Raw genomic sequence first — 25012 nt, 5'->3', positions numbered from 1 at the left:
CGTTAAGTGTGAGAGCCACCTCATTAACAAGGACATTATTGACATGAATAAAGGATATTTAGCGGCACCATTGATGTTGTCAGCTGCGCTATTGACTGCACCAACGCAAGCAAAAGACTCTGTGTTTGTTGGACATTTAGTGGATTTCTCTGGACCGACAGCTTATGTAAGTAAGCCTTATGGTTCAGGGGTGCGAGATGCTCTGTTTTGGATTAATAAGCATGGTGGCATTGATGGAACTGAGCTTGAGTTTGAAACGGTAGATATGGCTTATAAAGTGCCGGTAGCGATCTCCAACTATAAACGTTGGGTTGCTCGTAAAGATATGGTTGCCATGCAAGGTTGGGGCACCGCGGATACAGAAGCACTTATCTCGTTTGTTACCAAAGATAAGGTGCCGGTATTTTCTGCCTCTTATTCTGGTCACTTGACGGATCCAACGGGTAAAAACCCTAAGACCGCTAAGCCTGCACCGTACAACTTCTTCTATGGCGCATCATACTCTGATGCGTGTCGAGCGCTGGTTAAGTGGGCGAAAAGTGATTGGGATAAAAAAGGGGAGTCGGGCAAACCTAAGTTTACTCACATCGGTGATAACCACCCGTTCCCTAACGCACCAAAAGCTGCCTGTGCAGAGTACGCGACAGAGTTAGGTTTTGAAGTGATGCCACCTGTGGTTGTGTCGTTGAAACCGGGCGATTTTAAGGCGCAGTGTTTGTCTCTTAAAGAGTCGGGAACCAACTATGGTTATATCGCAAACCTAGGCGGTTCTGTTATCTCTCTAGTGAAATCCTGTAATACCGTTGGTACCAAGTTTCAGTACATGGCCAACATCTGGGGTGGAGACAAGCCGGTTATCGAAGCGGCGGGTGATGGCTTAAAAGACTATGTTTTTCCTGGTATGACGTCATTTTGGGGAGACAACAGCAAAGGAATGAAGTTGGTACAAGAAATATCACAACATTCTGCATCTGAACCTAATCAGTTCAGAACTCACCACTATATTCGTGGCGTCTGTTCAGCTTTCTATATGAAAGAAGCAATGGAATGGGCCAAAGCCAACGGCGGTATTACCGGCGAGAACATCAAGAAAGGTATGTATGCTCGTGAAAACTGGGTACCAAAAGGGTTAGATGGAGTCTGTATTCCTGCTAACTGGCAGCCAGATGATCACCGTGGAACCACAACAGTTAACGTCTTTATGGGCAACAATAATGACGGCAATGTCGCGGTTGATAAAGTGGCAGAAGTGACGTTGTCTCGTCGTGACGACTGGCTTGGTTACTAATTAGAAATGCAGAGCGAGGGGAAACCCTCGCTCACACAAGGAGTGGCTTGATGAGCGAACTAGCAAGGAACATAGAACCTGCAGAGATAATGCTTTCGGTAAACAATATCGAAGTGGTTTACGACGATGTCATTTTAGTGTTGCGAGGCGTGAGTTTAGAGATACCTAAAGGACAAATTGTCACTTTACTTGGCGCCAATGGCGCGGGTAAATCCACCACACTGAAAGCTATTTCGGGGTTATTAAAAACCGAAGATGGCGAAGTGACTCGCGGTGAAATTACCTTTATGGGTGAACGAATTGACAATAAGAGCCCAGAAGAGATTGTTCGATCTGGCATATTTCAGGTAATGGAAGGCCGTCGAATAGTTGAAGATATGACGGTTATTGAGAATTTACGCTTAGGCGCATATACCCGCAATGACAACGAAGTCGAGCAAGATATCGAAATGGTATTTGGCTATTTCCCTCGATTGAAAGAGCGTACCGGACTGGCAGGTTATCTTTCTGGAGGCGAACAACAGATGTTGGCGATCGGTAGGGCGTTAATGGCTCGACCGAAAATGATACTGCTTGATGAACCCTCTATGGGCTTATCGCCATTATTGGTAAAAGAGGTGTTTGCCATTATTGAAAAAATTAATCAAGAACATGGTATTACCATGCTTTTGGTGGAACAGAACGCCAACTTTGCTCTACAGGCGGCCGATTATGGTTACATCATGGAGTCGGGAAAAATTGTACTGGATGGTACTAAGCATGCGCTGTTAAACAACGAAGATGTGAAAGAGTTCTACCTTGGTGGTGGCGAAGGTGAACGCAAGAGTTTTAAAAATCTGAAATCGTATAAGCGACGTAAGCGCTGGATATAAGGAAATAAAATGAGTGAAACTCTAGATAGTAAAAGCTTTTTGTCTGCTGAAGATCGTGAGGCTGCACTTTTCGCCGACTTACCGGAAAAGATCGCCAATGCCAAACTCAACAGTGGTCACTATGCCAAATTATTTGCTGGAATTGATGAGCAACTCGCCGCAAACCGAGCGAATCTTTGCCGTTTTCCTATCACTCGTAAGTCCTCATTACCTGAGCAACAGAAAAAAATCGCCCCTTTTGGCGGAATAAACTGTATCGATGCCGGAGATATGGTGCGGGTGTTTCAATCTCCCGGGCCACTATATGAACCGCAAACAGCAGAGCAGGATTACTGGCGAATGGGACAAGCGTTTTATGCGGCGGGTTTTCGTGCCGGGGAGTTAGTACACAATACTCTCTCTTATCATTTCTCTCCCGGTGGATTCATTATGGACAGCGGTGCAAGAGCGTGTGGTTGTGCCGTGTTTCCGGCAGGTGTGGGCAACACGGATGCACAAATAGAAGCGATAAAACAGCTGAGACCGACAGGCTACAGCGGCACTCCTTCCTATCTGATTGAACTGTTATCCAGATATAAACAAGCAGACAGTCAGCCCTGTAGTATTAATAAAGCCATGGTGTCTGGAGAGCCAGTAACAGCAGAGATGCAGCAGGAGTTCCAACGCAATGGCATTAACGTGTATCAGGCTTATGCGACCGCGGAGCTCGGATTAATCGCCTATCAGGCAGAAGGGGAACAAGGGCTGATAGTGGCAGAAGACATTATCGTCGAAGTGGTTGATCCGGAGGGTTATCCGGTCCCTGAAGGGGATGTCGGAGAAGTGGTGGTGACCACTCTCAATAGCAAGTTTCCTTTAATTCGATTCGCGACGGGGGATTTGTCCGCCAAAATGCCGATCCCCAAAGAGTCGAGTAGAACGAATATTCGTTTAAAGGGCTGGCTAGGCAGAGCGGATTCCGCGGTTAAAGTGAAAGGGTTGTTTGTTTATCCTCATCAAGTAGAGGAAATTTGCCGACGTCATAATGTGAAAGGATCACTGAAGATTGAACGACAAGGACATAAAGACAGCATCACTTTTTTCTGCCAGCAAGGTGATAGCAGCGTGAACGATATCCAGTCGACACTTCAGTCGGTAACTAAACTGAAAGGCGAGGTGCTATTTGTGCCTGCTGGTATGCCAAATGAGTTGCCTTTGATAGACGATAAGCGACAACTTGTGACTTAACTGGTTTTAGCAACGGTTGATCGGGTTTTTAAGGGGTATCGATTTTAGGTCGATATCCCTTTTTATAACCGGTCAACAATGACGGTAAGCTAGCTAAACTTGGCTTTACAGCGGTAAACCTCGGTTATCTAGCTTTGCTATTAAAGGCTTTTCAATTAAGGGTGAGTTAATCAATGGAGACAGCGAAAAATGAAAAATGGCAGTGCGAAAATAGATGTTAGTTTCTGGGACAAGCTGTTTCAAAATGAGAATATGCCCTGGGATCAAAAAGGCTCGCCGGAGCAGTTAATTCGTTTCTTATCCAATAGTCCGTTACAAGCAAAAAAAGTGTTTATTCCCGGCTGTGGTGCCGCTTACGAAGTGAACAGCTTCACTGAAGCCGGGCATCACGTTAAAGCGATGGATTACAGTGACCTAGCTGTCTCACGGGCAAAGCAACAGCTCAAACAGAGAGGGAACTTAGTCTGTTGTGGCGATGTGTTCCAATATCGTCCAGAGAGTGCCTACGACATTGTTTATGAACGCGCCTTCTTAGCTGCCTTACCAAGAGAGCATTGGTCTGAGTATTTTACTATGTTGAATGAGCTGCTTGATGCTGGTGGTTTGGTCATTGGATTCTTTGTCATGTGCGACGAGTATCAGTCACGCTATCCTCCTTTTTGTCTCAGAAGCGGTGAACTGCAGCAGCAAATGGCAGAGAAGTTTGAACTGGTTGAACAGAAAAAAGTGGCAAACAGCGTAGAGGTGTTTGCCGACAAAGAGTATTGGATGGTTTGGCAGAAGCGCTAGCAGTGGTTTTATACGCTGCTTTCAGGTGCCCCTAACGCTAAAGCAACTTTGGATACCGGTTGCTTACCCAATGCTTGGCAGATATCCCACCCCGCTTTATTCACCTGATGAAGGTCAACACCGGTAGTTAACCCTAGGTTGTGACAAAGGTAGAGCACTTCCTCCGTTGCGACATTTCCACTGGCACCATTGGCATAAGGGCAGCCGCCAAGTCCCGCGACCGCACTATCAATGGTGTTTATCCCCATGGTCAATGCTTGATAAATATTCGCTAGTGCTTGCCCCCATGTATCGTGAAAGTGAACCGCTAAGGCATCTTGAGGAAGTTGTGCTAACAGACGCTCTATCACTGTCGCAACAAGGTTAGGTGTCGCTTTTCCTACTGTGTCTCCTAGGGAGATTTGGTAGCAGCCCATATCAAACAGATCCCGAGAAATATCGCTAACTATTTGTGGTGAGATAGCGCCTTCATACGGACAGACCATGGTGCAAGAGAGGTAGCCACGAACCGATATTTGATGTTGATGCGCTAGGGCAATAATCGGTTCAAAGCGCTTGATGCTCTCGCTGATGCTGCAGTTGATGTTCTTTTTACTGAATGACTCAGAAGCAGAAGCGAAGATGGCGACCTGCTTTACACCACTGGCCAGCGCTCGCTCGAACCCAGCGGTATTGGGGGTTAAAGCGCTATAAACCACCTCATCACTTTTGCTGATGGCGGCAAACACCTGCTCTGAATCTGCCATCTGTGGCACCCACTTTGGTGAAACAAAGGAGCCTGACTCAATATGTTTCAATCCACTCTGACTCAATTGATCAATCAAGCGAACCTTGGCCTGTAAAGGAACGGAAACTTCATTTTGCAAGCCATCTCGGGGGCCGACTTCAACGATATTTACGTGAGAAGGTAACATGATTAAGCCTCCGCATCGCTGGTTAGCGTCTGTTGGCATGGCGACAAGTTGAGCAAAATGGCGCCATGATGAACTTGGTCGCCAATTTGGAATAGGATGTCATCCACCGTGGCAGGTTGCAGTGCAGATATGGTGTACTCCATCTTCATCGCTTCAATAACCAGCAAGGGATCCCCTGTTTTCACCGTATCATTTTTGTTAACCAGTATTGCTGACACTAAGCCATTTAAAGGTGCGGTTGGGTGAAATTGATCCTCGCTATCACACTCAGGTTCAAAGCTCGCTATATGACTAAACTCCCGCTGCTGACCACGATAAAAAATGCAGCTGCTCTGTTGCTGTATCTCTGCTTGAATCTTGTGGCGAGTGCCATCCACATCGATGGTCAAACCATCATCACTGTTTATAATGGACAGTGAGTAATGTTGATCGCCAACCTGCACCGATAGTTCAGGTTGAAGCTGGTTGTGCTCAGCACGTATCAGCACTTCATGGTTTGTTTGCTGATAGGTAAAATTAAATCGCCAAATACGACTAGGAGAGAGCTGAAAACCTTGTCTGCTGGGTTCAGCAAGTAACGTCTGCTTCGTTGTGGTGATGCTTTGCCAACGAGCAGAGGCCGCGAGGACTAACCAAAGAGATAAATCTATGCTGTGCAACTGCTGAATATCGGCTTGATGGGTGACAAGAAAGTCGGTATCGAGTTCTGCCTGAGAAAAGGCATTTAGCGATATTAGCGTGTGCATATAGCCAATATTGGTAGTGACACCTTGAATAGAATAGTCACACAGCGCTTTTTTAAGTTTACTAATGGCGATGTTGCGATCTTCCCCCCAAACAATCAGCTTACTCAGCATAGGGTCATAAAATTCACTAACCCCATCACCTTGAACGATCCCACTGTCCAGTCGTACGTAGTTCGACGGCTTAGGCTGATAAAGAGTGTTAATTCCCCCTGTCGATGGCATAAAGTTATTGTCGGTGTCTTCCGCGTATATGCGAACTTCGATGGCGTGCCCATGGTGTTCAACCTGCGATTGTGACAGGGTCAACGGCTCACCACTTGCCACTCTGAACTGCCATTCGACTAGGTCGATGCCTGTTATCATTTCGGTGACAGGGTGTTCTACCTGTAAGCGAGTATTCATCTCCATAAAGTAAAAATGGCCGCTGTCATCCAGTAAAAACTCGACGGTTCCGGCGCCAACATAATCGATCGCTTTTGCCGCGAGTACCGCTGCTTCACCCATTTGACGGCGCAGTGAATCCGAGAGTCCGGGCGCTGGCGCTTCTTCAATCACTTTTTGATGTCGTCGTTGAATGGAGCAGTCACGGTCTGAAAGATAGAGACAGTGACCATGGCGGTCAGAGAATATCTGCACTTCAACGTGTCTGGGCTTGATAATGCATTTCTCAATCAGCATTTCGCTGTTGCCAAAACTCGACAGCGCTTCACGTTGGGCGGACTCAACGGCGTTGGGCATCTCCTGCTTGCTGCTCACCACGCGCATGCCTTTGCCGCCACCACCAAGGATGGCTTTAAGCATGACCGGATAGCCGATCTTATCCGCTTCAGCGATCAAGCTTTCAATACGGTTATCTGTTCCGTGATATCCCGGAACCAAGGGCACCTTGGCATTGGTCATGATGGATTTCGCTTGAGATTTTGAGCCCATTTTTTCAATGGCATCAATAGATGGGCCGACAAAAATGATGTCGTTCTCCTTGCACGCTTTGGCGAGCTGGGGATTTTCAGACAAAAAACCGTATCCGGGATGAATTGCGTCTGCTTGCCATTTTTTCGCCGCTGCGATAATTGCGTCGACAACAAGGTAGGATTCGGATGCAGGGGAAGGGCCAATATATTCGGCGAAATCAGCACGTTTACAGTGCAAACTATTGCGATCGGCATCAGAGTATACCGCGATGGTTTCTATTGCCATCCGCTGAGCAGTCTCAATAATGCGGCAGGCAATCTCGCCCCTGTTAGCGATTAATACACGTTTAATCATGCTTCCTCCAATTGGCAGTGCGTTTTTCAAAAAAGGCATTGAGTCCTTCTTGGCCTTCCGCTGAAACTCGGGTTTCAGCAATGGCTTGGCTGGTGTAGTCAATAAGGGCGTCATTGATGGGGTGATGATGGCCTCTTGAGCAGAGCTCTTTTGCTTTTTGCATCGCGATAGGGCCATTATTTTTCATCTGCTGTAAAAGTTTCTCTGCATCCTGTTTTGGATGCGCCGAAATCATATGTAAGATTTCCATTGATAGGGCCGTTTCTGCATCAATGGTTTCTGCGCTAATGAAATAGCGTCGACTCTGCCTCTGGCCAATGGTTCGAATAACGTATGGGCTGATTGTGGCAGGAATTAAGCCGAGCTTAACCTCACTCAGACAGAAACGGCTTTTGGCTGTTCCAATCGCAATATCGCAGCAGCAAATGAGACCCAGTGCACCGCCATATGCTGCGCCTTGCACCAAGGCGAGAGTAGGGTGCTTAAATGTGTCTAGTTTGTGCAGTAGCAGGGCCAGTTGATGAGCGTCTTGCTGATTTTCTAGTTGGTTCTTCTCCGCCATTGAGCGCATCCAGTTCAGGTCGGCTCCGGCAGAGAAATGGTCCCCATTTGCCATCAATACCAGCGCAGTTAAGCTATCGTCTTGTTGCAAATCTTCGAGGATTTGTAGCATTGAAGCTATTATTTGGTCGTTAAAGGCGTTGTGTTTTTCTGGTCGATTAAAGCTGAGCCACGCAACGCCATGACTATCTTTTTCAACGAGTAGTTCTGTCATATCACTTCCTGTGTTTATCCCGTTTTATCGTTGTGAATGATGAAATTACATTCTGAATATGCCAAATTTGCTCTCTTCAATTGGAGCATTTAGCGCTGCGGAAATGGCAATACCTAACACATCCCGTGTTTGGGCCGGGTCGATAATACCGTCGTCCCAAAGTCTTGCGCTGGCGTAATACGCGTGACTTTGTGTCTGATATTGATCGATGATGGGTTGTTTAAATTCCTGCTCTTGTTCTTCACTCCATGACTCACCTTTACGGTTCTTAATGTCTCGGGTCACTTGAGCCATCACTCCAGCCGCTTGATCGCCTCCCATTACTGAGATTCTGGCATTTGGCCACATCCACATCATCGTTGGATCGTAGGCTCGACCGCACATACCGTAATTTCCGGCACCGTATGAACCACCAATTACAATGGTAAATTTGGGTACATTGGCACAAGCGACCGCGGTAACCATCTTGGCACCATGCTTGGCGATTCCTTCCGACTCGTATTTCTTACCCACCATAAAGCCAGTAATGTTTTGCAAAAACAGCAGAGGGATTTTTCGTTGCGCACATAGTTCAATAAAATGGGCGCCTTTTTGGGCTGACTCAGAAAACAGAATGCCGTTGTTGGCAACAATGCCGATAGGAAAACCGTGAATATGAGCGAAGCCACACACCAGAGTGTCGCCAAACAGCGCTTTGAACTCGTCAAATTGAGAGTCATCCACTATCCGAGCGATGACCTCTTTAACGTCATAAGGTTTCTTCAAGTCTGTACCCACTACGCCATATAGCTCTTCAGCGTTAAATCGGGGAGGGAGCACCGGCTTGGTTTTCAGTTGTGAGGGTTTAACGTGATTGATTTGCGATAACGCTTGTCGAGCAAGTTCTAACGCATGATGATCGCTTTGTGCGTAATAGTCGGCGACACCCGATACGCGACAATGCACATCAGCACCACCGAGATCTTCTGCGGAAACTTCCTCTCCCGTAGCAGCCTTAACTAATGGTGGGCCAGCGAGAAAGATGCTTCCTTGATCTTTTACGATTATCGATACATCGCACATGGCTGGAACGTATGCGCCACCCGCCGTACAGAGCCCCATAACCACCGCTATTTGTGCGATACCTTTGGCGGACATACGAGCTTGATTGTAAAAAATGCGACCAAAGTGGTCTTTATCGGGAAATACTTCATCTTGTCTTGGGAGGTTTGCCCCACCAGAGTCCACCAGATATATACAAGGTAAGCGGCAGTTTTCCGCAATTTCTTGTGCTCTTAGGTGTTTTTTTACCGTAAGAGGGTAGTAGCTGCCCCCTTTTACTGTGACGTCATTGGCCACAATCATACACTCAATGCCATCGACGATACCGATACCGGCGACAACACCAGCGCAAGGGACGTAGTCAGGGTAGACATCCCAGCCGGCAAATTGACCGACTTCTAAAAAAGAAGAGCCGGGATCGAGTAAAGCGAGTATGCGTTCGCGAACGGGCAATTTGCCCTTTTTCTGTTGATGCTGTCGGGCGGCTTCACCACCACCGTCTTCAATTTTATGAGTAATGGTAAACAGTTGATCAACTAATGACGCCATAGAGCGGTAGTTGTTGTGGTACTGCTCAGATTGAGTGTTTATGTTGCTTGTTAGCAGAGCCATAATAAGTCGTCTCCATTTGACGTCGCTGACACTGAATTCACAGCTAGCGACGACGATATTCAAATTTATGCTCTATCCATTGTTAGCTCGAATACTTAGCTAAAAAAATCAATGAAATAAGGCCATTAATGTAAATTGGTCATTAGGGTCAATAGACCCCAGAGATAAATGGATAACGAGAATTAGGCGCTTTCGTTAAATAGTTCGCGGCCAATTAGCATTCTGCGGATTTCAGATGTACCGGCTCCGATTTCGTATAGCTTGGCGTCCCGTAACAGTCGGCCAGTATCGAACTCGTTGATGTAGCCATTGCCACCTAAAAGTTGAATAGCATCGAGGGCAAGTTTGGTGGCGAGTTCCGCACTGTACAGAATGGCACCAGCCGCGTCTTTACGGGTGGTTTCTCCTCTGTCGCAAGCGGCAGCAACGGCATATACATACGCTTTTGCGGCGTTCATTTGGGTATACATATCGGCGACTTTTCCCTGAACCAACTGAAACTGGCCAATGGATTGACCGAACTGTTTTCTGTCGTGAATATAGGGCACAACGATATCCATACACGCCTGCATAATACCAAGCGGGCCGCCAGCGAGAACGGCGCGTTCATAATCGAGGCCACTCATCAACACTTTGACGCCGCCGTTTTCTTCGCCGAGGATGTTCTCAGCAGGAACTTCGCAGTCTTGAAAAACCAACTCACAGGTGTTGGAACCACGCATACCCAATTTATCCAGCTTTTGTGCTTGAGAAAATCCAGCGAAGTTTCGTTCAACGATAAAGGCGGTGATCCCTTTGGCATTCAGCTCTGGCTCAGTTTTGGCGTAAACCACATAGGTTGAGGCATCTGGACCGTTGGTAATCCACATTTTGTTGCCGTTGAGCAAGAAAATATCACCTTTGCGTTGCGCTTTGAGTTGCATGGAGACCACATCAGAGCCCGCTCCAGGTTCGCTCATAGCAAGAGCGCCGATATGCTCACCGGAGATCAGTTTTGGTAGGTATTTCTCTTTTTGTTGCTGTGTGCCATTGCGAGAGATCTGATTTACACAGAGGTTAGAGTGGGCACCGTAACTAAGACCGACAGAGGCAGAAGCTCGACTGATCTCTTCCATGGCTACGACGTGGGCGAGGTAGCCCATTTCTGCCCCACCAAACTCTTCGTCAATGGTGACGCCTAATAGGCCCATATCGCCAAATTTTTTCCATAGATGGTTGGGGAACTCATTGGATTGATCGATAGACTGAGCAAGGGGAGCGATCTCCGTTGCAGCAAAATGGTTTATCTGCTCACGGAGCATTTCAATGGTTTCGTCGTAACCGAAGTTTAACGAAGAGTAGGTAGATTTCATTTTATGTCCTTATATATGGAACCACCTACATCTTGTTAAAGTTGTCAGGTGGCGATATCGTCGTCCAGATTTTTCAGTGTATTTTCACATCGCGACTTCGCCGCGTTGAGTTCCATCATTACCGCCTTGATGTCATCGCTCTGCTGCTGCAATGTGGCTTTTTTATCTTCAATCAACTGAATCATGTAGCGCAATTGACTTGTACTTTGATCAGTATCGTAGAGCTCAAATAGCTCTTTTATATCTGCGAGAGAGAAACCTAAGCGTTTACCTCTTAGAATCAGTTTTAGCCTAATTCGATCTCGACCATCGTAGATACGGGTGTTCCCTTTGCGCTTAGGCGCAATCAGCCCCAAATCCTCATAAAAGCGGATACTTCGGGTTGTAATGTCAAACTCTTTAGCAAGTTCGCTGATTTTGTATGTATTCATTACTTAACCTTTCGACTTTCGTATAACTTACATACGAATATATAACTCGTTAACGTTAAAGTAAATGAATTGTAATGCTTGTTTATCCTTGAATTCACATATGTTTCGTAAAAAACGCAGTAATTAACATAACAACAAATAGTCTTTAACTTGACGTTTACGTAAATGTTAGTATATTTATTACGCAAACGTCAACGAAAGGTTAATAAAATGAGTAATGAAATTTGGGTTGTTGCCGCTAAACGTACGCCAATAGGCGCTTTCCAAGGGGCGTTAGCAACTACAGAGGCAACCGCTTTAGGAGCAAAAGCGATAGAAGCAGCGCTAGAAGCAAGCCAACTCGACAAAAACAAAGTAGACGAAGTACTTATGGGGTGTGTGTTGACTGCAGCAGTAGGACAGGCACCAGCAAGACAAGCGGCACTTGGTGCGGGCTTACCTCAGTCTGTTGGCGCGACAACTCTTAATAAGGTGTGTGGCTCTGGAATGAAAACTGTGATGTTGGCGTGTGACCTTATTAAATCGGGTAGCGCAAAAGCTGTGGTGGCGGGTGGTATGGAAAATATGTCCGCATCGCCTTATCTGCTCAGTAAGGCGAGAGACGGTTATCGTCTCGGTCATCAACAGGTCTTTGACCATATGTTTTACGACGGTTTACAGGACGCTTATCAAGGAGAGTTGATGGGTGTCTACGCCGAACAGACGGCACAACGTTATGAATTTAGCCGTGAAAGCATGGATAAATGGGCACAACAGTCAGTCACAAGAGCGCAAAATGCAATTGGCGATAAATTATTTGCTGATGAAATCGTCCCAGTGACGGTTAAGTCAAGACGCGATGAACAGATAGTCTCAGATGATGAGCAGCCGAATAAACTCGACGTCAATAAAATCCCCACGTTGCGGGCGGCTTTTGCCAAAGATGGTGGCGTGACGGCAGCAAACTCAAGCTCGATATCTGATGGTGCTTCGGTTCTGCTATTACTGGATAGCGAGTTTGCGACAGAGGAAAAATTAACGCCTCTAGCAAAGGTCGTTGCACACGCAACTCATGCGAGAAAACCAGAAGAATTTACTATTGCTCCTGTCTATGCCATTGAGCAGTTGCTGCAAAAGACCGGTTGGAAAAAGTCGGATGTGGATCTATGGGAAATCAATGAAGCGTTTGCGGTGGTTACTCAACACGCCATTAAAGCGTTGGATTTAGATGAGAACAAAGTTAACCCTCGTGGTGGTGCATGCGCACTGGGTCATCCTATCGGTGCCAGCGGCAACCGTATTCTGGTTACGCTTATTCACGCACTAAGACAAACCGGTGGAAAACGAGGAGTTGCTTCACTCTGTATTGGTGGTGGTGAAGCAACAGCAATAGCAATAGAGATTGCTTAATGGCGACAACAGAAATGATTTATATATCTTGATTAATAACTGCACACAAGGAAGTCATCATGACACAGAGAGTTAAACAATATATTGGTGGAGAGTTTGCCGATTCAGATTCTAGCGAATGGTTAGATGTCACCAATCCAGCGACAAATGAGGTGATTGCACAGGTGCCATGTGCAACAGAGCTTGAAATGAACGCAGCAATTACCCATGCGGCAGAAACGTTTAAAAAATGGAAAGAGGTTTCTGCTCCTGAACGTGCAAGGTTAATGCTTCGTTATCAACATTTGCTAAAAGAACAACATGATGAGATTGCGACTCTGCTTTCTAGCGAAACGGGTAAAACATTTGCCGATGCGAAAGGGGATGTGTGGCGAGGCATAGAAGTGGTTGAACAGGCGGCAAACATCTCTAGCGCGATGATGGGTGAGACGGTGGAAAATGTCGCCACCAATATTGATGGCTACTCTTACACTCAGCCTCTTGGTGTGTGCGCAGGCATCACGCCGTTTAACTTTCCGGCCATGATCCCATTATGGATGTTTCCTATGGCGGTTGCGTGTGGCAATACCTATGTGCTTAAGCCTTCCGAACAAGTACCGCTAACTGCGATGAAACTGGCGGCGCTATTTGAGCAAGCAGGCGCGCCAAAGGGAGTGTTGCAAGTTGTCCATGGGCAAAAATCGCAAGTGGACCGTCTATTAAGTGATCCGGTAATTCGTGCCGTATCCTTTGTTGGTTCAGCACCGGTTGGTAAGTATATCTATAAAACGGGCACTGATAATCTCAAGCGTGTTCAATCCTTCACTGGTGCAAAGAACCATATGGTTGTTATGCCTGATGCTAACAAGCAGCAAGTCATCAATAACTTGGTTGGTGCTTCCGTAGGTGCAGCGGGTCAACGCTGTATGGCGATTTCGGTTGCGGTTTTTGTTGGCGACAGTAAAGAGTGGATCGGCGAACTAAAAGAGGAGTTAGCTAAGATTCACCCGGGGGCATGGGACGATGAACAAGCCGGCTATGGTCCTTTGATCAGTCCGTTAGCAAAACAGCGGGTGGTTAAACTGATTAATGAAGGTAAAGAGTCTGGCGCTGACTGTCTACTTGATGGCTCTGATTGCCAAGTGAAAGGTTATCCGGAAGGCAACTGGGTTGGACCTACTCTGTTTAGCAATGTCACTACAGAGATGTCTATCTATAAACAAGAGATTTTTGGTCCAGTGCTACTCACTATGGAAGTGGACTCTTTAGAAGAGGCTATCGAGCTGATTAATAGCAGCCCATTCGGTAACGGTACTTCTATCTTTACAGCTAGTGGTGCAGCGGCGAGAAAATATCAACATCATATTGAAGTGGGCAATGTGGGTATTAATGTACCAATTCCTGTTCCTCTGCCTTTCTTCTCTTTTACGGGTTGGAAAGGAAGCTTCCATGGTGATCTTCATGCATACGGTAAACAGGCAGTGAGATTCTTTACTGAAACTAAGACCGTTACCGCTCGTTGGTTTGAAGATGATATTCCTTCTGGTCCTAATATGACTATTCAGCTCAAGTAGCATTAAGTTAACCACAGGTAAGCTTGTGATAGTGATAGGCGAGGCAAAAGAGACGCCCAGTGATAGGGTGACTTTTGCCTAGTAACAATGATTGAAATGGTTGGGATGCAAAATGGATTTTGAATTGAATGAAGATCAGCAAGCTTTTGCTGATGCGGCGAAACAGTTTTCTGATCTGGCGCTGCTGCCTTACGCGGCTGAGTGGGATGAGAAAGCTATCTTTCCCAAAGAGGTGTTAAAGCAAGCGGGTGAGCTTGGATTTCTCAGTATCTATACACCGCCAGAACATGGTGGACTCGGTCTGTCGCGTCTTGATGCTGCCATTATATTTGAGCAGCTGTCGATGGGGTGTACCGCGACAACAGCGTTTATGACGATTCACAATATGGCCACTTGGATGATTGCCAGTTTTGCTAAGCCGGAAGTGGCTGAACAGTTCTGTCCTCAACTAGTTAGCGGTGAGACGTTAGCGTCATACTGCTTAACGGAACCGAATGCCGGCTCAGACGCCGCCTCATTAACAACAAGCGCTGTGTTAGAAGGGGAGCACTATCGGTTAAATGGTGCCAAGGTGTTTATTTCAGGTGCCGGTGATACCGATGTTCTTGTTGTTATGGCTCGCACTGGGGGAGAAGGCGCAACGGGGGTTTCTGCTTTTGTGGTGCCGGCAGACAGTGATGGCATTAGTTACGGTAAGAAAGAGTCAAAAATGGGTTGGAATGCTCAACCTACTCGTATGATCAATTTCGAAGATGTGCGCATTCCCGCTAAATACCTGCTTGGCGAGGAAGGTGAAGGATTTAAGTTCGCCATGTTAGGGCTTGATGGCGGCCGAATTAATATTGCTACCTGTTCAATCGGAACCGCTCAACAAGCATTAAATGAAGCTAAGCAGTACATGACTGAACGGAAGCAATTTGGCCGAACATTGTCTCATTTTCAGGCGTTGCAGTTTAAGTTAGCGGATATGGCCACAGAGTTAGTGGCGGCAAGACAGATGGTGCGCTTAGCTGCCAGCAAGCTGGACAATCAACACCCTGAAAAAAGCGCTTATTGTGCAATGGCGAAGCGATTTGCTACCGACGTCGGTTTCCAAATTTGCGATCAGGCAATACAAATACACGGTGGTTACGGCTACATCAAAGAGTACCCAGTGGAGCGTCATTTTCGAGATGTCCGCGTTCATCAAATTCTTGAAGGGACAAATGAGATAATGCGTCTGATCATATCGCGACGATTACTGAGTGAAGGTGTCGAGCTGCTTTAGCCTGACCTTGTAATGATTGATTAAGGAAAACACTATCATGACAGCACAAATTAAGTTAGAAAAACAAGGACATATTGCGCAGCTGGTTATGGATAACCCGCCGGCCAATACGTGGACATTAGAGTCGCTACGCCAGTTACAGCAGTTGATCATAAAGCTCAATAACGACAGTGATATTTATGCGCTTGTGCTTACCGGTGAGGGAAAAAAGTTCTTTTCTGCCGGCGCAGATTTGAACACCTTTTCTAGCGGCGACAGAGGGGAAGCGTTGGACATGGCTAATGCGTTTGGTCAGGCCTTTGAAGCATTATCCGCCTTTAAAGGGGTCTCCATTGCTGCCATTAATGGTTATGCCATGGGGGGAGGTTTAGAGGTGGCGCTGGCCTGTGATATCCGTATTGCTGAGCAGCAGGTGCAGATGGGATTACCCGAAGCATCGGTCGGGTTATTGCCTTGTGCCGGAGGCACGCAAAACTTAACCTCGTTAGTGGGAGAAGGTTGGGCAAAACGAATGATTTTGTGCAGCGAAAGAGTCACGGCAGATCAAGCAAAGCAAATAGGATTGGTTGAAGAAGTGGTGGCGACTGGAGAGGCGTTTCAATCCGCAATGACATTGGCCAGTAAAGTGTCGGGACAGTCACCGGATTCGGTTAGGGCTTGTAAGTCGCTAATACAGCATGGTCGTGGTAATAGCCAACTCTCTGGTCTCGTACTGGAACGTGAACTGTTTATGAAGCTAATCAACAGCGACAACCAGACGGAAGGTGTGGCTGCTTTTTTACAGAAACGTAAACCCAACTGGCACTCAAAGTAAGGGAATATGATGCAGGCTAGAGTTAATTTATCGGTTATCGAGTGTACTGATGGTTCACAAATCGGCGTGGCTGAATTAGACAATCCCAATGCGCTAAACGCTCTGACTTACACCATGATAGAGCAACTATATCAGCAACTTTTACAGTGGCAGGCGGACGACAGTATCGTCGCTGTTCTGTTGCACGCAAGGGGTGACAAAGCCTTCTGTGCCGGAGGAGATATACAGGCCATCTATCGTTTGCTGGAGAACAGAGAGCAGGATCCTGCAACCGCGACGGAGGCGATGGATAGCTTTTTTTCACTGGAATATCGCTGTGACTATTTGATCCATACCTATTCAAAGCCAGTTATCGCATGGGGACATGGTTATTTAATGGGGGGCGGCGTTGGGCTGTTTATGGGAGCGAGCCAGAGAGTGGCTGCGAATAACACTCGATTTGCGATGCCAGAAGTGAAAATTGGATTATATCCCGATGTGGGAGCGACCTATTTTCTTAACCGTATTGAAAAGCCTTATGCGCTATTTCTTTCTCTTACTTCCGCACAAATTAGTGCTGAAGATATGAAAGCCGTTGGCTTATGTCATTGGGTGGTAGATGCAAATGACAAAGCGATGTTCATTGAGCAGTTAGCTTGTGTACATTGGCATAAAGAGAGCGATAAGAATGCCAAGATAGGGCAATTACTGGCTAAACTTGATTGCCCTAATCCTCAAGGGGAAAAAATGATGGCTTTTGCAGAGCAAATTCGCCAGTTATGTGAGGCGGAAGATCTCTCTTCAATCATCGCCAATATTAGTGCTGCTGATATTGATAACAAGTGGTTCCGTAGTGCGCAAAGCGCGTTAGAGTACGGCAGCCCACTATCTATGCAAATTAGCTATCAACAGCTCACCCAGTATCAAAACTTACCGCTCGATGAGTGTTTTAGGCTAGAACACGGTTTGACACTGCGCTGTGGAATGGAAGGGGATTTTAGAGAAGGTGTACGTAGCTTGGTCATTGATAAAAGTCATGATCCTAAGTGGCTTCATAACGACGTGTCTAGCGTTTCGCCTCAACTATTAGCGCGTTTTTTCTCACCAATCTGCACTACGCAGCAGCTTCTTAGTGAAGAGTTAATGGAATACAACCTATCATAATGGAGATGATTAACATGAAAAATATTACTTTTATCGGGCTTGGAAATATGGGTGGCCCGATGGCAGAAAACTTAATAAACGCGCAGTTCAACGTTACCGTTTATGACCTTAATCCTTTGGCACTAGAGAAAGCGATATCTCTTGGCGCAAAAGGGGCCGACTCTATTCAACATGCGGTCGACAATGCTGATGTTGTGATTACCATGTTGCCTGCTAGTCAGCATGTGCAAACAGTTTATTTTAGTCCAGACGGCGTTTTGGCCAATGTTTCATCGGGTACTCTGCTTATTGACTCTTCAACCATTGATCCTGCCACCGCAAGAGATGTTGCCTCGAAAGCGGAACAACAAGGTTTTGACTTTGTTGATGCCCCTGTGTCTGGTGGTGTGTCTGGCGCATCGGCTGGGACACTAACCTTTATTGTTGGCGGTTCGCAGCACTGTTTTGAGCAAGCAAAGCAGATACTGGATCATATGGGAAAAAATGTTTTCCATGCTGGAGACGCAGGCGCAGGGCAGGTTGCTAAAATCTGTAACAACATGATGTTAGGTGTATTGATGAGCGGGACTTGCGAAGCATTAAATCTAGGCATAGAAAACGGACTGGATGCCAAAGTGCTATCAAACATTATGTTGCAAAGTTCAGGAAAAAACTGGGCGCTAGAGCTGTATAACCCTTGCCCTGGAGTAATGGAAAATGTGCCTTCCAGTAATGGTTACCAAGGTGGATTTATGAGCCAACTAATGGCGAAAGATCTGGGGCTTGCGATGGAAGCGGCTGTACAGAGTCAAGTCGCCACCCCAATGGGTAACTTAGCGCGAAATCTCTTTACGTTACATAGTGCTCAAGGCAATGGTCAGAAAGATTTTTCCAGTCTATTTGAGTTCTATCAAAATAAAGCTTAAGGGTAGGTGATGATATGGATCTTGCTAACAGTGTTATTGCCATTACCGGAGCGGGCCAAGGGTTAGGAAAAACCATGGCGCTTTCTCTGGCCGAGAGTGGTGTGAACTTGGCGCTTCTGGATGTTAATGAAGCCTCGTTATCCGAGACAAAACAGCAGTGTGAACAGCTAGGCGTAAAAGTGAACTACTACGTAACGGACGTAACCAATGAAGAGCAAGTTTGTCAGAGCTTTCTAGCCATTGCTCAAGATTTTTCGCAGCTAAATGGTGTAGTCAACAATGCTGGAATGATGCGCGATGGGATGTTTATTAAAGCGAGAGATGGTCAAATTCATACCATGTCTTTGCAGCAGTTTCAGTCGGTGATGGATGTGAATGTTACGGGGACATTTTTATGTGCCAGAGAAGCGGCGAAAGTGATGATGGAGACGGACAGTGAGGGTGTCATAATCAACATATCCAGCGTTGCTCGTGCAGGAAATGTGGGTCAAACCAATTATTCCGCGTCAAAAGCTGCCGTGGCAACCATGTCTAAGGTGTGGGCGAAAGAGTTAGGTCGATACAATATCCGTTCTGTCGCCATTGCGCCAGGCGTAATAAAAACCGCGATGACGGATCAGATAAAACCGGAAGCAATGCAGCGGCTGGTGAAAATGATCCCTGTTGGACGATTAGGTTATGCAGAAGAGATCGCTTCTACAGTGAAATTTGCTCTTGAGAATGATTTTGTTACTGGTCGGGTGATCGAAGTCGATGGTGGAATGAGAATGTAGCGTGTTTTGTGGTAGTGTACTACTTTTAGGAGGCGTGGAGCCTCCTTTTTTTATTAAAAATCAGTGGCTTGAGAGTGTTTGATGGCTGTCGAATTCGCTAACATCCACTAATATCCATTTAGCTTAGCCAGCATCTTAGCTCTGTAGCTGATCATCAAATCTGAGCTGTTAACTATTTCCAATAGCCGGATGCATAAATCTTCTCTTTTGCGGTATTGGGTTTGGTTAACACAAATTGTCGTATGGCCTTCATATGCTTTGAACCCGCAGCGATAAAAATGGCGGGTACGCCGTTCTGCCATGTCATCTCGGTGACTTTTTTGAGCAGTACATTATTTTGCAGATCACCGTTAATGACCCAATGAATATTAAGATGCTCAGGGCAGAGTATATCTTGTATATCTTGCGACGAAGGCACCTGAATGAAGGCGTGACCAGTGGCCTCCTTTGGTAACTTTTCTATGGTAGCGGCTGCCGCAGGTAGCGCAGTTAAGTCTGCGACAATTAGATGCCAGTCCGCGAAAAAATCGGTATGTTTGATCTCTCCGGGTCCCGCTATACCGATAAAGTCGCCCACTTTAGCTTGCGATGCCCATTGAGTAGCTAAACCAACATGGTCATTTACAGCAAAATCCATCGTTAATTGGCGAGTCTTGGCGTCAAAATACCTAATGGTATAAGAGCGCATTCTCTTTTTAAGACCGAGATCGAAACTCAATTTCGGTTTTGATTCTCCAGGGGTAGGAAAAATAACTTTTACATGAGCACTTTCTAGCCCGCTAGGAATATCCGCTAGATCGTCACCTGTAACTACTATTCGGCGCATGTGTTTTGAAAGGTCGATAACATCACATACTTGAGCCATTCGTCGTTTAAATTTCATCTATTTGCCCTTACATAATTGCATCAACTCTGGATGTAGTTGATAATAGCAACTATGTTAGATATTAAAGTTGATAATGTCAACTAAGTTGATGGAAATGAAATCTCAAAATTTATTGGATTCTCTTTTTAAGCTCTTTTTTAGCGTGAAAACGGAGATGAAAGATGCCTTGATAGAGCAGCAACTTCCGGTTGCTATGATGCATGTGAAGGTACTGCGTTTACTGGATAAAATAGGGCCTTGTACGGCTCAAACGTTGGGACAGGTTATTCAGCGTGATAAAGCCCAGATTGCGAGGTTGGTTAAAGATTTGCAGCACAATGGTTTGATTGCACGTATACCTAATCCAAGCGACAAAAGAAGCCAAATATTAGTACTAGAGCCAAACGCAGTGGATTTATTAAAACAGATGAAACAAGTGGATGGGCAATTGATCGAGAGAATGGTGCAAGGTTTATCTGAGGAGGAGCTTGAGCTATTTGTCGTGGTGACTGAAAAACTGGCCGCTAACTTGCGACAAAAGCCGGAACAGATATAACAGATATTGATACCTCATGTTGTTGTATGAATGCAGAGACCACTTAGCAGTTTTCAAAATTTAGCTTAATTATTATAAATCAAATTGATAATTAGTAATATGCATCACAGATTACATAATAAAACGTTATGGATATGCGTTTGAATTCGTGTCAAACTTGTTTAATGGATGGGATGAATGAGTCGCTCATTATCATTTAGTGAATGAACTTTTCGCTCAGGACCATGAAATACAATTTTACGAGGCTAGAATGAAAAAATTAGTTTTAATTGCAGCACTGTCTGTATTGGCTACTGGTTGTGCTCAGCAAACTTTTACAATGTCTGCTCCAGCAGAAGACAAAACTCTTGAGCAATCACAAAGCTTTTTTGTGTATGGTATTGGCCAGAAAAAAGTGATCGATGCAGCTGAAGTTTGTGGCGGCATGGAAAATGTAGCTAAAGTAGAAGTTCAACAAACTTTTGTTAACGGTCTACTAAGTGCAGTAACATTTGGTATCTACACACCACGTGACGCACGCGTTTACTGCAAAAACCAATAAGATTTTTGGGCGTGAGAAGTTTTCTTCTCACGCTTTTTCCACTTCTCATTCCTCTCTTTTCTACCTCTTTTTATTCACTCTTCATCTTTTCTTATACCGCAAAATAGTTAGCCTTAAATAGGTAAATGTCGCTTTTTTAACCGACAAACATATTCGGATCTGTTTATCATCACTCAATTGTGCCTCTTTTTCCTGTTACAACATTGTTATTATTGTTTTATTTAGCTAAATAGCCTTAAGATAAAGTCCTAGATCTAAAGGTGAGCTGGCAGAATAGAAGTAGTGAATGGTGGAGGTGAATAGAAAGCATGCACACATTGAATGACCAAATGGACGATAAGATACCTTTGCTTTTATCTGGCCCGATAATAAGAAAATCTACAGCCTCACAGTTAACTTTTTGGTTGGCGACTTCGCAACCTTTGCAGGGCTCAGTTTCTCTCTATTTTCCTGATCAAAAGAGTCCTTTTTTTGAAAAAACCATAACGGAGAGCGAACAGATACAGCTTGGTCACTCTGCTTGGATAATTTTGCTGCAACTGAGAGGAGAGTTTCCGACCGATCAGCCGCTACAGTATCAAATAACCACTCAGCAAGGAGATATCACTTCACTGAGTCCTTCGTTACTCTACTCACAAGAACAGCGCATCACCTTTGTCATTAACAGCAGAGCAGACCATGTTTTACATGGGTCGTGTAGAAATCCTCATCACTCTAGTCAAGACAGTCTGGTTGCCGCTGACAATAAAATAGCGAAGCAGCAACCGCTTGATCGCCCCGCATTACTTATGATGAGTGGTGATCAAATCTATGCGGATCATGTTGCGGGTCCGATGTTGGACGCAATTCACCAAGTTATTCCGTTACTTGGTTTACCTGATGAGACTTTTCCACAAGGGAGTGTTAAACACTCTCAACAACTCTATCAGCATGTTGAGACTCTATATGGGCGAGATAAATTACTCCCTAGTGTTAAAACCGGACGTGATTGGCTCTCTAATGGATTTATAGAGCGACTGCTACCGAGTTCTGAAAAGGCGATATTTAGCTCAAGAGAGTGCGAAAACCACCTATTTACATTTGCTGAGTTTATTGCCATGTACCTTTTGGTATGGTCGCCTACACTTTGGTCGTTTGTTGATGACCGAATAGAGGATAAAGACTTTGTTGTTAACGGAGTTAAGCTGACAGAGCATTGGCAAAAAGTGTGGCATGAAGAGAAGCAGTCTATTGGCGCCTTTGTTGCTGGTTTAGCAAAAGTTCAAAGGTTAATGGCGCATCTACCCACCTATATGATTTTTGATGATCATGATATTACCGATGACTGGAACCTTACCGTAGGTTGGGAAAAAGCAGCGTATGAAAATTCGTTATCTAAACGGATTATAGGTAATGGATTAATCAGTTACTGGCTGTGCCAAGGGTGGGGCAATGATCCTGAACGGTTTGATGGTGCATTTATTGATGAGTTTCGCCAGTACAGCAATGAGTGGGGGAGTGAAGAGCAAGATCGATTTATTGACCGCTTACTAAAGTTTGAACAGTGGCATTACACAATTGAAACAACGCCGAAGGTCTTGGTATTAGATACTCGAACTCGTCGGTGGCGCTCTGAGTCTAAGATGAACAAACCTTCAGGCTTAATGGATTGGGAAGCGTTAAGTGAATTGCAACAATCCATGTTAAATGAACCATCTGTAATTATCGTTTCACCAGCCCCAATGTTTGGTGTGAAATTTATAGAGACACTGCAACGTATGATGACTTGGTTAGGTGAGCCGTTATTAATTGATGCGGAAAATTGGATGGCTCATCCCGGATCAGCGAATACCTTATTGAGTATTTTTACCCACACCAAAACGCCAACCAACTTTATAATTCTTTCTGGCGACGTTCATTACTCTTTTGCCTATGACATAAAGCTTAGGTTTCATCGTAATAGCTTAAATATTTATCAAATTACCTCTAGTGGGATTAAAAACGAGTTTCCTAATGGTTTACTACGTTTTTGCGACTTTATGGATAGGATGTTATACGCCAGTCAATCACCACTGAACTGGTTTACTAAACGAAAACGGATGAAGATTAAAAAGAGAGATCCTGATATTGCAGGAAGACACCGTTTAGTCAATATTAGCGCCATTGGAGAGCTAAAACTTGATGATAACGGTAAGCCAAACAGTGTTAGAATTATTACTGCTAGTGGAAAAGAGATAGATTTTCCACCTACGGATGGATAGAAAAATCCCCCTCTAACCTTGCGATTAGAGGGGGATTTTAATTTTTGCTAACTTATAGAGGTTATTTCTTTAGTAGAAAGTTAACCAGATCAAAATATTCTTGATAGTTCTTAATTTTATCCGCTTTAACCACATATTTATTATTAACCACAATACCAGGAACACCCGTTAACGTGCTTGAGTTAAACTGCTGGTCAAAACGCTTCTGCATGGAATCTACCGCAAAACCATTATAAGCGGCGTCGAATTTTTTAGCGGTTACCCCGTTGTCTAAAAAGATCTGGCGTAACTCTGCCTCATCCCTTGGTGCTTTCTGGAAGTCGTGAATCTGCTTGAACATGACCGGAACCATGGTTTCTTCGTTTTTCAGCACCACCATAGTGGCATAGGCTTTTGCCATAGGTACTGCCATATTATTTCCCATAAAGGCGACATGAACTTTCTGGAACTTGGCCGTGTCTGGAATATTTTTCTTCAGTTCAGTAATCACTCCCTCAAATTTATAACAGTGTGGGCAGTAAAATGAGAAATACTCAGTAACGGTGGGGGTGGCTGAGGGTTCATTATCTAGGGTCGTGTAGTAATCGCCTTCGGTAAATGTGGCTGCTTGTAGCGAGAAACTCATTACTAGGGCGGTAAATACAGTCAATAGAGCTTTCATTATTTGTTCTCCTATGGTCTAGGTACACTTATGCTTAAAGTGGTACTTAGCCATATAGTTGTTGATGCTATTAATATAATGTTTAGTTTTTAAAAATTAATAAAATCAAGCAATTGGAGGCTTGTAGAGGGCACGTGTGAAACTGGATAAAGGTGCAGGAGGATCACTCAGAATTAAGGCCAAACTGTGTGCAGGGAGTAATTCTAGGTGAGAAAATGGTGAGAATGGAACGCTAATGTAACAACTGCTACTACAGCAGTTATTTGCTGTGTTGTTACGCTCCACGTTATGTTCTTGTTTGTCTTCACAATGGGAAGAAAGGTGAGTTGACTCATCGATTACGTGAGCTGGCTCAGTTTGATCAACAGGCAATAATAGCGGAGCAGAGTGCACGACACTGGTTAGCGATAATGCTAACAGCGTTAAACACGTTGTCCAAAATGAGCGTACTGCTTTCATGCTATTCATTGCTACCTTATGTGAAGGTCAATAATATCTGATAGCTGGATGTGTCTGTCAAGGTTATTGTTTTTGATTTAGGATTGATACCGGAAAGCATAGTGACTTCGTTTCTATGGCCTTTTATCCGTTAAGTAGGAGCGGTGAAAGGGGTGTACTGCTTGATTTTTGGCAATAACGGCAAAAAAAACATCATTTCGCTTGTTGAGTAACCACTTGATCAAAATAACGAAATTTTTTGTTGACTCAATATCTCAATCCGTTAAAGTACCTCTCGTTCTCAAGGGCAAGCCTTTGAAAACAATGGCGCGTTGGCAGAGTGGCTATGCAGCGGATTGCAAATCCGTGGACCTCGGTTCGACTCCGGGACGCGCCTCCACATTTTGTGATATTGATGATTATTCGGTATCAAGATGGTGTCATAACTTGTTCAGTTAACAGCATCGCAATAAAGAATTGCGTGCCCTGGTGGTGGAATTGGTAGACACAAGGGATTTAAAATCCCTCGGCGTTCGCGCTGTGCCGGTTCAAGT

Annotated in this window: 23 protein-coding genes and 1 tRNA gene; 15 read left to right on the top strand and 9 right to left on the bottom strand. The window is 45.1% G+C overall.

Translation table 11 applies throughout. The features are described 5' to 3' along the window. The first annotated feature begins 43 nt into the window (after positions 1 to 43). The 4 genes from F0227_RS18625 to F0227_RS18610 all read left to right on the top strand — a co-directional run bounded on the left by F0227_RS18625 (position 44) and on the right by F0227_RS18610 (position 4176). Positions 44 to 1288 (top strand): ABC transporter substrate-binding protein, encoded by a 1245-nt coding sequence (locus F0227_RS18625; RefSeq protein WP_171754751.1) that lies wholly within the window; start codon positions 44 to 46, stop codon positions 1286 to 1288. Positions 1289 to 1338: 50 nt separating this feature from the next. Beyond that, the gene (locus tag F0227_RS18620; RefSeq protein WP_171754750.1) at positions 1339 to 2160 is read left to right on the top strand and encodes an ABC transporter ATP-binding protein; all 822 of its coding nucleotides are present in this window, start codon (positions 1339 to 1341) and stop codon (positions 2158 to 2160) included. A gap of 9 nt (positions 2161 to 2169) precedes the next feature. After that, a complete protein-coding gene (locus F0227_RS18615) occupies positions 2170 to 3387 on the top strand; it encodes an AMP-binding protein (RefSeq protein WP_171754749.1) in 1218 nt (405 codons plus the stop codon). 189 nt (positions 3388 to 3576) lie between these two features. Next, entirely contained in the window at positions 3577 to 4176 is a 600-nt protein-coding gene (locus F0227_RS18610; protein WP_171754748.1) for a methyltransferase domain-containing protein, read from the top strand. An 8-nt stretch (positions 4177 to 4184) separates the two neighbouring features. On the opposite strand, the gene F0227_RS18605 is transcribed toward F0227_RS18610, so the two are convergent. The 6 genes from F0227_RS18605 to F0227_RS18580 all read right to left on the bottom strand — a co-directional run bounded on the left by F0227_RS18605 (position 4185) and on the right by F0227_RS18580 (position 11313). Then, the gene (locus F0227_RS18605) at positions 4185 to 5090 is read right to left on the bottom strand and encodes a hydroxymethylglutaryl-CoA lyase (protein WP_171754747.1); all 906 of its coding nucleotides are present in this window, start codon (positions 5088 to 5090) and stop codon (positions 4185 to 4187) included. 2 nt (positions 5091 to 5092) lie between these two features. Further along, positions 5093 to 7102 carry an acetyl-CoA carboxylase biotin carboxylase subunit gene (locus F0227_RS18600; RefSeq protein WP_171754746.1) on the bottom strand — a complete coding sequence of 670 codons (2010 nt, stop codon included), beginning with the start codon at positions 7100 to 7102 and terminating at the stop codon, positions 5093 to 5095. After that, positions 7095 to 7877: an enoyl-CoA hydratase-related protein gene (locus F0227_RS18595; protein ID WP_171754745.1), complete on the bottom strand. Its 783-nt coding sequence runs from the start codon at positions 7875 to 7877 to the stop codon at positions 7095 to 7097. The genes F0227_RS18600 and F0227_RS18595 overlap by 8 nt, the downstream gene beginning before the upstream one ends. A gap of 45 nt (positions 7878 to 7922) precedes the next feature. Continuing rightward, complete coding sequence (locus F0227_RS18590; RefSeq protein WP_171754744.1) at positions 7923 to 9530, bottom strand: carboxyl transferase domain-containing protein; 1608 nt, start codon at positions 9528 to 9530, stop codon at positions 7923 to 7925. 182 nt (positions 9531 to 9712) lie between these two features. Then, the gene (locus F0227_RS18585) at positions 9713 to 10882 is read right to left on the bottom strand and encodes an isovaleryl-CoA dehydrogenase (protein WP_171754743.1); all 1170 of its coding nucleotides are present in this window, start codon (positions 10880 to 10882) and stop codon (positions 9713 to 9715) included. Between the two features lie 44 nt (positions 10883 to 10926). Then, positions 10927 to 11313: a MerR family DNA-binding transcriptional regulator gene (locus F0227_RS18580; RefSeq protein ID WP_171754742.1), complete on the bottom strand. Its 387-nt coding sequence runs from the start codon at positions 11311 to 11313 to the stop codon at positions 10927 to 10929. A gap of 210 nt (positions 11314 to 11523) precedes the next feature. Here F0227_RS18580 and F0227_RS18575 point away from each other — a divergent pair, with 210 nt between their 5' ends. The 7 genes from F0227_RS18575 (at position 11524) to F0227_RS18545 (ending at position 19157) form a co-directional block, all read left to right on the top strand. Further along, the gene (locus F0227_RS18575; protein WP_171754741.1) at positions 11524 to 12702 is read left to right on the top strand and encodes a thiolase family protein; all 1179 of its coding nucleotides are present in this window, start codon (positions 11524 to 11526) and stop codon (positions 12700 to 12702) included. Positions 12703 to 12761: 59 nt separating this feature from the next. Next, positions 12762 to 14255: a CoA-acylating methylmalonate-semialdehyde dehydrogenase gene (locus tag F0227_RS18570; protein ID WP_171754740.1), complete on the top strand. Its 1494-nt coding sequence runs from the start codon at positions 12762 to 12764 to the stop codon at positions 14253 to 14255. A 112-nt stretch (positions 14256 to 14367) separates the two neighbouring features. Then, a complete protein-coding gene (locus tag F0227_RS18565; protein WP_171754739.1) occupies positions 14368 to 15522 on the top strand; it encodes an acyl-CoA dehydrogenase family protein in 1155 nt (384 codons plus the stop codon). A gap of 37 nt (positions 15523 to 15559) precedes the next feature. Beyond that, positions 15560 to 16336: an enoyl-CoA hydratase gene (locus tag F0227_RS18560; RefSeq protein WP_171754738.1), complete on the top strand. Its 777-nt coding sequence runs from the start codon at positions 15560 to 15562 to the stop codon at positions 16334 to 16336. A gap of 9 nt (positions 16337 to 16345) precedes the next feature. Then, entirely contained in the window at positions 16346 to 17479 is a 1134-nt protein-coding gene (locus F0227_RS18555; protein ID WP_171754766.1) for an enoyl-CoA hydratase/isomerase family protein, read from the top strand. Positions 17480 to 17493: 14 nt separating this feature from the next. Beyond that, on the top strand, positions 17494 to 18384 hold the full coding sequence (gene mmsB / locus F0227_RS18550) for a 3-hydroxyisobutyrate dehydrogenase (protein ID WP_171754737.1): 891 nt from the start codon (positions 17494 to 17496) through the stop codon (positions 18382 to 18384). Between the two features lie 14 nt (positions 18385 to 18398). Next, complete coding sequence (locus F0227_RS18545; RefSeq protein WP_171754736.1) at positions 18399 to 19157, top strand: SDR family oxidoreductase; 759 nt, start codon at positions 18399 to 18401, stop codon at positions 19155 to 19157. A gap of 172 nt (positions 19158 to 19329) precedes the next feature. Here the strand turns inward: F0227_RS18545 and F0227_RS18540 are convergent, their stop codons facing one another. Continuing rightward, positions 19330 to 20040: a siderophore-interacting protein gene (locus F0227_RS18540; RefSeq protein ID WP_171754735.1), complete on the bottom strand. Its 711-nt coding sequence runs from the start codon at positions 20038 to 20040 to the stop codon at positions 19330 to 19332. Positions 20041 to 20137: 97 nt separating this feature from the next. Between F0227_RS18540 and F0227_RS18535 the strand changes: the two genes are divergently transcribed. The 3 genes from F0227_RS18535 (at position 20138) to F0227_RS18525 (ending at position 23359) form a co-directional block, all read left to right on the top strand. Further along, a complete protein-coding gene (locus tag F0227_RS18535) occupies positions 20138 to 20578 on the top strand; it encodes a MarR family transcriptional regulator (RefSeq protein ID WP_171754734.1) in 441 nt (146 codons plus the stop codon). 250 nt (positions 20579 to 20828) lie between these two features. Further along, positions 20829 to 21119: a Bor family protein gene (locus F0227_RS18530; RefSeq protein ID WP_171754733.1), complete on the top strand. Its 291-nt coding sequence runs from the start codon at positions 20829 to 20831 to the stop codon at positions 21117 to 21119. 308 nt (positions 21120 to 21427) lie between these two features. Continuing rightward, positions 21428 to 23359: an alkaline phosphatase D family protein gene (locus F0227_RS18525; protein ID WP_253822133.1), complete on the top strand. Its 1932-nt coding sequence runs from the start codon at positions 21428 to 21430 to the stop codon at positions 23357 to 23359. 61 nt (positions 23360 to 23420) lie between these two features. Here the strand turns inward: F0227_RS18525 and F0227_RS18520 are convergent, their stop codons facing one another. Then, entirely contained in the window at positions 23421 to 24020 is a 600-nt protein-coding gene (locus F0227_RS18520) for a thiol:disulfide interchange protein DsbA/DsbL (RefSeq protein ID WP_171754732.1), read from the bottom strand. A gap of 105 nt (positions 24021 to 24125) precedes the next feature. Next, on the bottom strand, positions 24126 to 24479 hold the full coding sequence (locus tag F0227_RS18515) for a hypothetical protein (protein ID WP_171754731.1): 354 nt from the start codon (positions 24477 to 24479) through the stop codon (positions 24126 to 24128). Between the two features lie 305 nt (positions 24480 to 24784). On the opposite strand from F0227_RS18515, the gene F0227_RS18510 reads away from it, so the two are divergent. Then, positions 24785 to 24858, top strand: a tRNA-Cys gene (locus F0227_RS18510). Positions 24859 to 25012: the final 154 nt, after the last annotated feature.

This window comes from Vibrio sp. 99-8-1 (assembly GCF_013114595.1).
Classification (GTDB): Bacteria; Pseudomonadota; Gammaproteobacteria; order Enterobacterales; family Vibrionaceae; genus Vibrio.
Note: the sequence above shows the minus strand (reverse complement) of the source record. Positions and strands in the feature narration are given on the sequence as shown.